The following is a 6,859-nucleotide window of genomic DNA, read 5'->3' as shown; positions in this document are numbered from 1 at the left end:
AGACCGAACCGTATGTAATGAACGGTGTCCGAATTACTCCTTTTCCTCTCTCACCTCAAGGGGACGAACGGCCACGCGCCGGAAATAGACGGTGTCCCCACTGCCATGGTTCTGGAGGCCGATGTACCCTTCGTCGGGACGGGAGCCCCGTTCCGGCTCGTAGTCGGCCTTCCGCGGCGGCACAGGGTCGCCTTCCGTGTAGTCCGTGACGAGCGTCCCGTTCACGTGGACCACCGTGCGGGCGCCGTCGAGCGTGACGGTCATCGTGTTCCATCCGTTCCCTCCTCCGACCTTGGCCCGGGCTTCGGTCAAGGAGTAGAGCGTGCCTGTGCGGTGCGTGGAGTCGCCCACAGGATTGATCTGCACCTCGTAGCCGCCGTGGACGGCCTCCCACGGCCCGCCGGGGCGCTCCGGGATGCGGACGTGAACGCCCGCATTGCTACTGTCCACGGCCCGGTACTCCACCTGAAGCTTGGCGTTGCCGAGTTTTCGCTCTGTGTACCAGAGCAGCCCCAGTCCCCCTTTCGTCTTGAGCATCCCATCCTCCAACACGACCTGTCCCTTCCCGACGTGCGACCATCCGTCCGTACTGTCGCCGCCGAAGAGGACCGTCCACTCGGTGTCTTGAGCCCGTGCGGGACATGTGCACCACGCCGCGAGCAACAGGCCCGCAAGAAGAGCGTACAGAAGCCGCGTCGGATCCATGGGGACGAGTGGCTTGAAGGCCGTCTCGACTTGGAGATGGAAGGGAGGGAGCCCCACTACACTACGCCGTAATTTCCATCTCCTCATCCGCGGGGACATCAGTGAACGTGAGCCAGTCGTGCGGATCCTTGCCCTCTTCAACGACCTCGAAGAACGCGTCCTGCAGCTCCTTCGTGATGGGGCCACGCGAGCCGGACCCAATCGTGTACTCGTCGACCGTGCGGATGGGCGTTACCTCGGCGGCCGTGCCGGTGAAGAAGAGCTCGTCGGCCGTGTAGAGCGCCTCGCGGGGAATTTTCTTTTCCTCGACCTCGTAGCCGCGCTCCTCAGCCAGTGCAATCACGGAGGCCCGCGTGATACCGGGCAAAATGGAGAGCCCGACCGGCGCGGTGTAGAGCGTGCCGTCCTTGACGATGAAGAGGTTTTCGCCACTGCCCTCGGCCACGTAGCCGTCGGTACTCAGCATGATGCCCTCCATCTTGTCGTTCTTGATGGCGTCCATTTTCACGAGGGAGGCGTTCAGGTAATTGCCCCCCGCCTTCGCCATGGCCGGGAAGGTGTTGGGCGCCATGCGGTTCCAGCTGGCCACCTCCACGTCCACCCCCTTCTCCAGGGCTTCCTCGCCCAGGTACTGTCCCCACTCCCACACGGCAATGAAGGTCTCGACGGGATTGTCGAGCGGGTTCACGCCCATCGGGCCTTCGCCCCGCAGGACCACCGGCCGGACGTAGCACTCCCGCAGGCCGCTGTGCTCGATGGTGTCGACGACGGCCTCGATGAGTTCATCCAGGTCATACGGGATGTCCATGCGGTGAACCTTAGCCGAATCGACCAGGCGCTCCATGTGCTCTTCCAGTCGGAAGACGGCCGATCCCTGCTCGGTCTCGTAGCATCGGATGCCCTCGAAGACCGAGGACCCGTAGTGGATGACGTGCGAAAGGACGTGGATTTGGGCGTCGTCGTGGGCGATGAACTCGCCATTGTGCCAGATGTCGGGCTCCATGGTGGCTTGGGTCAAGCGGTAGTCGGTAGGGAGGATAGCGAACCGCAAAGGAAACGGGACCTCAGGGGAAAGGTTCGTCCCTTCCACCCCGAGCGGTTCCCGCCCCCCGATCCCCCCTTCAGTCCAGGACCTCAGATGCCGGACGTGCCTCCCGGAACCGGTCCACCCGCTCTTGGAGGCGGGGTGCTCGCTGATGGGTCGTGGCGGCCATGCGCCCGATCGTCCAAAGAATCTTGGCGGAGGCCTTCACGGTCCCCGAGAGCGTCCCCGTAATCTTGGAGGGTCCAATGCCCCGCCGGTACGACACCGGCACCTCGTCCACGCGAAGCCCCGCCTCTGCGGCCTTGATCTGCATCTCGATGGTCCAGCCGAACGTCTTGTCCTGCATGTCGAGGGCCTGCAGGTCGCGGAAGCGGATGGCCCGGAACGGCCCAAGGTCGGTGTACTCCGCGCCCCAGATCTGCTTCATGAGCGTGCAGGCCAGCCGGTTGCCCGCCTGGGCCTGCGGGAGCAGCGCGCCGGGTTCGGCCTCCCCCCGGATGCGGGACCCGACGACGAAGTCAGCCTGGTCGGCGGCAATGGGATCGACGAGCCGCGGCATCTCGTCCGGGTGGTCGCTATAGTCGCCGTCCAGAAAAACCAGCACGTCCGGCCGCCTGGTCTTCGCGTATTCGATGCCGCGCAGGCAAGCATGGCCGTAGCCCTGCTGCTCTTCCCTGACGACCGTGGCGCCGGCGGCACGGGCCCGGGCTTCGGTTGCGTCGGTCGAGGCGTTATTGACGACCACGACTTCGTCGACCAGGATGTCGGGAATGTCGCTAACGACCTGCCCGATGGCCCGGGCTTCGTTGAAGGCCGGAATGATGGCGAGCGTCGTCATGGAGGCGGGACGATGTGCGGGAGGATGGAGGGCTTCGCGGTCGCGTGGACGACTGCTTTGGGGCCGTTCGGCGCCGAAGTGTTACACCGTCGGGCTTGTGGACAGGGCCGCCACCTCTTCGATTGCCTCCTCGTCCAGGCGCATGGTCGTCCAGTCGTCGAGCGACTCTGCACCGAGCGCTTCGTAGAACGTGATCGCCTCTTCGTTCCAGTCCAGCACGGCCCAGTCGATCCGCCGGCACCCTCGCTCTAGTGCGATTTGGGCGACTCGCTGGAGCAGCGCCCGGCCGATGCCTTCTTCCCGATAGGTCGGTCGCACGAACAAGTCTTCGAGGTAAAGGCCCGCGTTTGTCTGAAACGTGGAGTAGTTGTGGAAGAAGAGCGCAAAGCCGACTGCTGTGTCGCGTTCCGTTTCGGCGAGGAGCGCCTCGCATCCCGTCAGTGCTTCCTCGGACAGGTGCTCCTCAAGCAGCTCGACGCTGGGCTCAGCTTCGTCGAGCAGCTTTTCGTAGGCGGCCAGCTCCAGGATCAGGTCGACGAGGGTCTTCGCGTCGTCGGGCGTGGCCTTGCGGACCGACACGGTCGGGGAGTCGTCCATCGGCAGTCGATTGCGGCGGATGCGAGTTGCCACAGAGGCACCGTAGCGCTCGACGTACGAACGGCTCAGCGCTACCGATACCGGCTTAGCGGATCGTCGTCGTCATCGTCGTCGAAATCGCTCTCGTCGAAGTCCTCTCCCGGAACCCCTCCGTCGCCGAGCGAGGAAAGCATCGACCCCATGATGTCGTCGTAAGTCTGCCCACCCTCGGTGAGTTCCTTGCCGACGAGCGAGTTCTGATGGAGCGCCTCGACCACAAATTCCATCCCGGCTCGCGTCTCTCCCGGTGTGTTCGGCGAGAGGTGCTCCTCCACGAGGGCCTGAAGGCCGTTGATCTGCCCAAGGGTCTCGGCGTACGCGGCGTCGCTCATGTCTTGATCCAGCTCGACATCGTTGCCCTGGGCGAACCAGTTGAGAACGTCCTCGTACTCCGGGCGTCCGTCCTCCTTGTCGCTGGGATCGGGGAAGTAGTCCGTGAAGAGGGACCGGACAGCACGCCCAATGAGCGTGAGGGCCACCTCCTGGGCCCCTTCCTGCTCGCCCTCGTAGACGAGTTCGACCTTGCCAGTAATGGCCGGGGCTACGTGCATCAGGTCGCTCACCCGCACCGTGGTCTCGTCCTCATCGTTCAGGAGCGCGCGGCGCTCGGCCGCCGAGAGGAGGGCCTCCAACGCGGCTCGCGTCACGCGCACCGACACGCCCGACGTCTGGTCGATGTACTCGCTGTCCCGCGCCTCGAACGCAATTTGCTCAACGATCTCCCGGAAAAAATTGGGCACGTGCACGTCCACCGCCGCGTCGTCGGTGCCGTCTGCGCGGTCCTGCCATGCCTCCTGCTCGGTGATGGCCATGCCCGTGTCGAGCGTCCTCGGGTAGTGCGTGGTGATCTGGCTGTCGATCCGGTCCTTGAGCGGCGTGACGAGGTTGCCGCGGCTGGTGTAGTCCTCCGGATTGGCAGAAAACACCATCATCACGTCGAGCGGAAAGCGCACGTTGAACCCGCGAATCTGGATGTCCTGCTCCTCCATGATGTTGAAGAGCCCCACCTGGATGCGCGGCTGCAGGTCCGGCAGCTCGTTGATGGCGAAGATGCCCCGGTTGGTGCGGGGGATGATGCCGAAGTGGATGACCTCTTCGTCGGCGTAGGTGAGCCGCTCATTGGCCGCCTTGATGGGGTCGATATCGCCGATGAGGTCGGCGATTGTGGTGTCGGGGGTGGCCAGCTTTTCGCCGTAGCGCTCGTCTCGCGGCAGCCACTCGATGGGAGTGTCGTCGCCCCTCTCCTCGACGAGTTCGCGCCCCTGCTTCGTGATCGGGTCGAACGGATTTTCGTTTAGTGGCGTGCCCTCGATGACAGGGATGTAGTCGTCGAGAAGCTGCGGCAGCATGCGGATGATTCGGCTCTTGGCCTGCCCGCGAAGGCCCAGGAGAATGATGTCGTGCTTCGCGAGGATGGCGTTCTGAAGCCGCGGGATGACCGTCTGGTCGTAGCCCAGGATGCCGGGGAAAATGTCCTCTCCTGCGCGGAGCTTTTCCATGAGGTTGGCCCGCATCTCGTCCTTGACGGAGCGGACCTGATAGCCTGCATCCTTGAGGGCACCAAGCGTTGAGAGATCCGTGAGGGCCATGTTGCGAGCGAACTGGTGGAAGAGACACGTGCAGCCGAGGTGACTGTCTTTGAGAGGCGCAAATACCACGAAGACCCCCCTCGGCTGTTCCTCCCATGCCCCCGATTCGCGGGACAAACAATCATCGATCCTGTAACGAGCAGCCCACAGAGGGACGACGGCGGCCCCATCATTTTCTGTAACACACAGCCGTCGCGCTCGTCTCTTCTGGCAGGCGGCTCGCGCACTTTGGAGTAGCGGAGCACTTGCCCGGCCCCGTTTCCTTCGGGTGCTCCGGTGGGCACGCCACCGGGCGGAGATCGAGTGCCAGTACGCGGATCGATGACCACGAGTGCGCCTCCGTGATCTCGCCCACTTCCTTCGCACAGGTCTTAGCCGATCCATGCACCAGCGCTCCACCCCCGCTTTCTTTCTCGTCGTTGGCCTCTGCCTCCTGCTCGCGGCCCCTGCCTGCGCACAGCGAACCTCCGGTGCGGTGGGCTTCGGGGGACAACTCGGCGAGCCGAGCGGCATCACGCTCAAATTCTACGACGCCCAGGGACCGTCCTACGATCTCCTGGCGGCCTGGGACCTCGACGATCGCTTCTTCCTTAACGCCCACGCGCTCTTCGAAAACAACATCCGGGCCAACATCGACCCGGACTTCCACTGGTTCATCGGTCCCGGCGGATTCATCGGCCTCTTCGACGCGCCTGAGCCCGTTGACGATGAAGCCCTCATCGGGATCAGCGGGACCATCGGGCTCAACCTCGTTTTCAACCGTCAGGTCGAGCTCTACGGCCGGCTCACGCCACGGATCGACGTTCTTCCCGAGACGGAAGGCGGGGTCGGCGGGGGACTCGGCCTGCGCTACTATTTCTGACGCGGGTGCCCGCCGGTGAATGCTCCTGTTCTACTTAGACACAGATGCTGTCACGGTGTCCATCGCCGGTGAGGGCCGCCAGCGGTACAGTTCAAGGCGGGGCTCCGGCGCCCGGAGCGTGACGGCGAAGATATAGCCCTGCTCTGTGCGTCGTACGTCGAGATCGAGCGGATAGAAGTTCGGACTGCCTTCGTCGTGCGGCTCGACGAGACGTCGCTGCAGACGGCCGTTTCGGTCGTAGACGTCGATCTGGATCCATCCGGGACGCAGGTTGAGCACGAACAGCGAGGTTCCCAGCGGCGCGGCGGCGGGGGTGAGGAGCGGGGCCTCCGTGGCGTCGCCCTGGCCGAAGGCGTAGCGGCGCTCCAGCATCGGCGAGTCGAACCCGACAAGCCGGAGGCTGTCCGGCGTGGCCCCGTCCTGGAAGGCGCGCGGCAGGAGGTTCACCACGGGTCGGAAGCCCGACAGGCTCACCAGCGTATCGCCCCACGCCCGCAGGAACCCGGCGTACTGCCAGTACGGCCCCGTCAGCGGAGCGCGGGCAGTGGGCTGCGCTCGATCGTTGAGCCGAGCGATGAACGATTCCGTTTGCCGTCCCACGACCTTCGCGTACATCGTCGTGTCGGTCGCCAGCATGTACACGAGGGTCTCAGGGGCGGGGCGCTCATACGTGATGGACTGTCCCTCCAGCCGCTGGCCGTCGGCCACGAAGTCGACCCGATTGGCCCCGGCGTTGAAGACGACCAGCGTGTCGCCCCGCGTGCCAGCGAGATAGGGCACGTCGAAGCCTCCCTTGGCGACCTCGCGCTGAAATGTGCTGCCGGCACCGAAGACGAAAAGGCTGTTCCGCTCCACGTCGCTGACGGCGAGGCGATCGTCGCTCAGGAACCGGACCGTACGTGGATGCGTCAGGGGGTGCGCCTCCGTCCCCGTGGAGGCCCACAGCGAATCCAAGGTGTCCGCTGGGGTGTCTTGCGCGATCTGACGGGAGAGCGAGTCGCTCGGATAAAGGGCCTCGTTGGCCTGGCGCTGGCAGCTGTACGGGAGACACCCTGTGAAAAGGAGCAGTCCCAACAGCATGAGGACACCCCCTCGACGGAGGGCCGATCCGATCATAGTCAGTCTCAGTCCGTGCGTGGTCGTCGGCGACGGCCCTCTTCTCCGTCTTCGTGCGGGCGGCCGTC

At 64.7% G+C, this 6,859-nt stretch carries 7 protein-coding genes; 1 reads left to right on the top strand and 6 read right to left on the bottom strand.

What is annotated here, in order from left to right; all coding sequences use genetic code 11:
• Positions 1-33: 33 nt before the first annotated feature.
• The 5 genes from ABEL04_RS11660 to ABEL04_RS11640 all read right to left on the bottom strand — a co-directional run bounded on the left by ABEL04_RS11660 (position 34) and on the right by ABEL04_RS11640 (position 4,813).
• Positions 34-705: a DUF1080 domain-containing protein gene (locus tag ABEL04_RS11660; RefSeq protein ID WP_375802566.1), complete on the bottom strand. Its 672-nt coding sequence runs from the start codon at positions 703-705 to the stop codon at positions 34-36.
• A 61-nt stretch (positions 706-766) separates the two neighbouring features.
• Positions 767-1,708: a branched-chain amino acid transaminase gene (locus tag ABEL04_RS11655; protein ID WP_375802565.1), complete on the bottom strand. Its 942-nt coding sequence runs from the start codon at positions 1,706-1,708 to the stop codon at positions 767-769.
• Positions 1,709-1,826: 118 nt separating this feature from the next.
• Positions 1,827-2,588 carry a glycosyltransferase family 2 protein gene (locus ABEL04_RS11650; RefSeq protein WP_375802564.1) on the bottom strand — a complete coding sequence of 254 codons (762 nt, stop codon included), beginning with the start codon at positions 2,586-2,588 and terminating at the stop codon, positions 1,827-1,829.
• 81 nt (positions 2,589-2,669) lie between these two features.
• Entirely contained in the window at positions 2,670-3,185 is a 516-nt protein-coding gene (locus ABEL04_RS11645; protein WP_375802563.1) for a GNAT family N-acetyltransferase, read from the bottom strand.
• A gap of 71 nt (positions 3,186-3,256) precedes the next feature.
• Positions 3,257-4,813 (bottom strand): magnesium chelatase, encoded by a 1,557-nt coding sequence (locus tag ABEL04_RS11640; RefSeq protein ID WP_375802562.1) that lies wholly within the window; start codon positions 4,811-4,813, stop codon positions 3,257-3,259.
• Positions 4,814-5,195: 382 nt separating this feature from the next.
• Between ABEL04_RS11640 and ABEL04_RS11635 the strand changes: the two genes are divergently transcribed.
• On the top strand, positions 5,196-5,675 hold the full coding sequence (locus ABEL04_RS11635; protein WP_375802561.1) for a hypothetical protein: 480 nt from the start codon (positions 5,196-5,198) through the stop codon (positions 5,673-5,675).
• A gap of 30 nt (positions 5,676-5,705) precedes the next feature.
• Here ABEL04_RS11635 and ABEL04_RS11630 read toward each other — a convergent pair whose 3' ends face one another.
• Entirely contained in the window at positions 5,706-6,791 is a 1,086-nt protein-coding gene (locus ABEL04_RS11630) for a hypothetical protein (protein WP_375802560.1), read from the bottom strand.
• Positions 6,792-6,859 lie beyond the last annotated feature (68 nt).

This window comes from Salinibacter sp., assembly GCF_042218895.1.
Taxonomy (GTDB): domain Bacteria; phylum Bacteroidota; class Rhodothermia; order Rhodothermales; family Salinibacteraceae; genus Salinibacter.
This window is presented reverse-complemented; position numbering and strand designations above follow the sequence as displayed.

Coding starts and splice junctions, on each gene's coding strand:
- ABEL04_RS11660 (WP_375802566.1), bottom strand. CDS start 705: ATGGATCCGACGCGGCTTCTGTACGCTCTTCTTGCGGGCCTGTTGCTC.
- ABEL04_RS11655 (WP_375802565.1), bottom strand. CDS start 1,708: ATGGAGCCCGACATCTGGCACAATGGCGAGTTCATCGCCCACGACGAC.
- ABEL04_RS11650 (WP_375802564.1), bottom strand. CDS start 2,588: ATGACGACGCTCGCCATCATTCCGGCCTTCAACGAAGCCCGGGCCATC.
- ABEL04_RS11645 (WP_375802563.1), bottom strand. CDS start 3,185: ATGGACGACTCCCCGACCGTGTCGGTCCGCAAGGCCACGCCCGACGAC.
- ABEL04_RS11640 (WP_375802562.1), bottom strand. CDS start 4,813: ATGGCCCTCACGGATCTCTCAACGCTTGGTGCCCTCAAGGATGCAGGC.
- ABEL04_RS11635 (WP_375802561.1), top strand. CDS start 5,196: ATGCACCAGCGCTCCACCCCCGCTTTCTTTCTCGTCGTTGGCCTCTGC.
- ABEL04_RS11630 (WP_375802560.1), bottom strand. CDS start 6,791: ATGATCGGATCGGCCCTCCGTCGAGGGGGTGTCCTCATGCTGTTGGGA.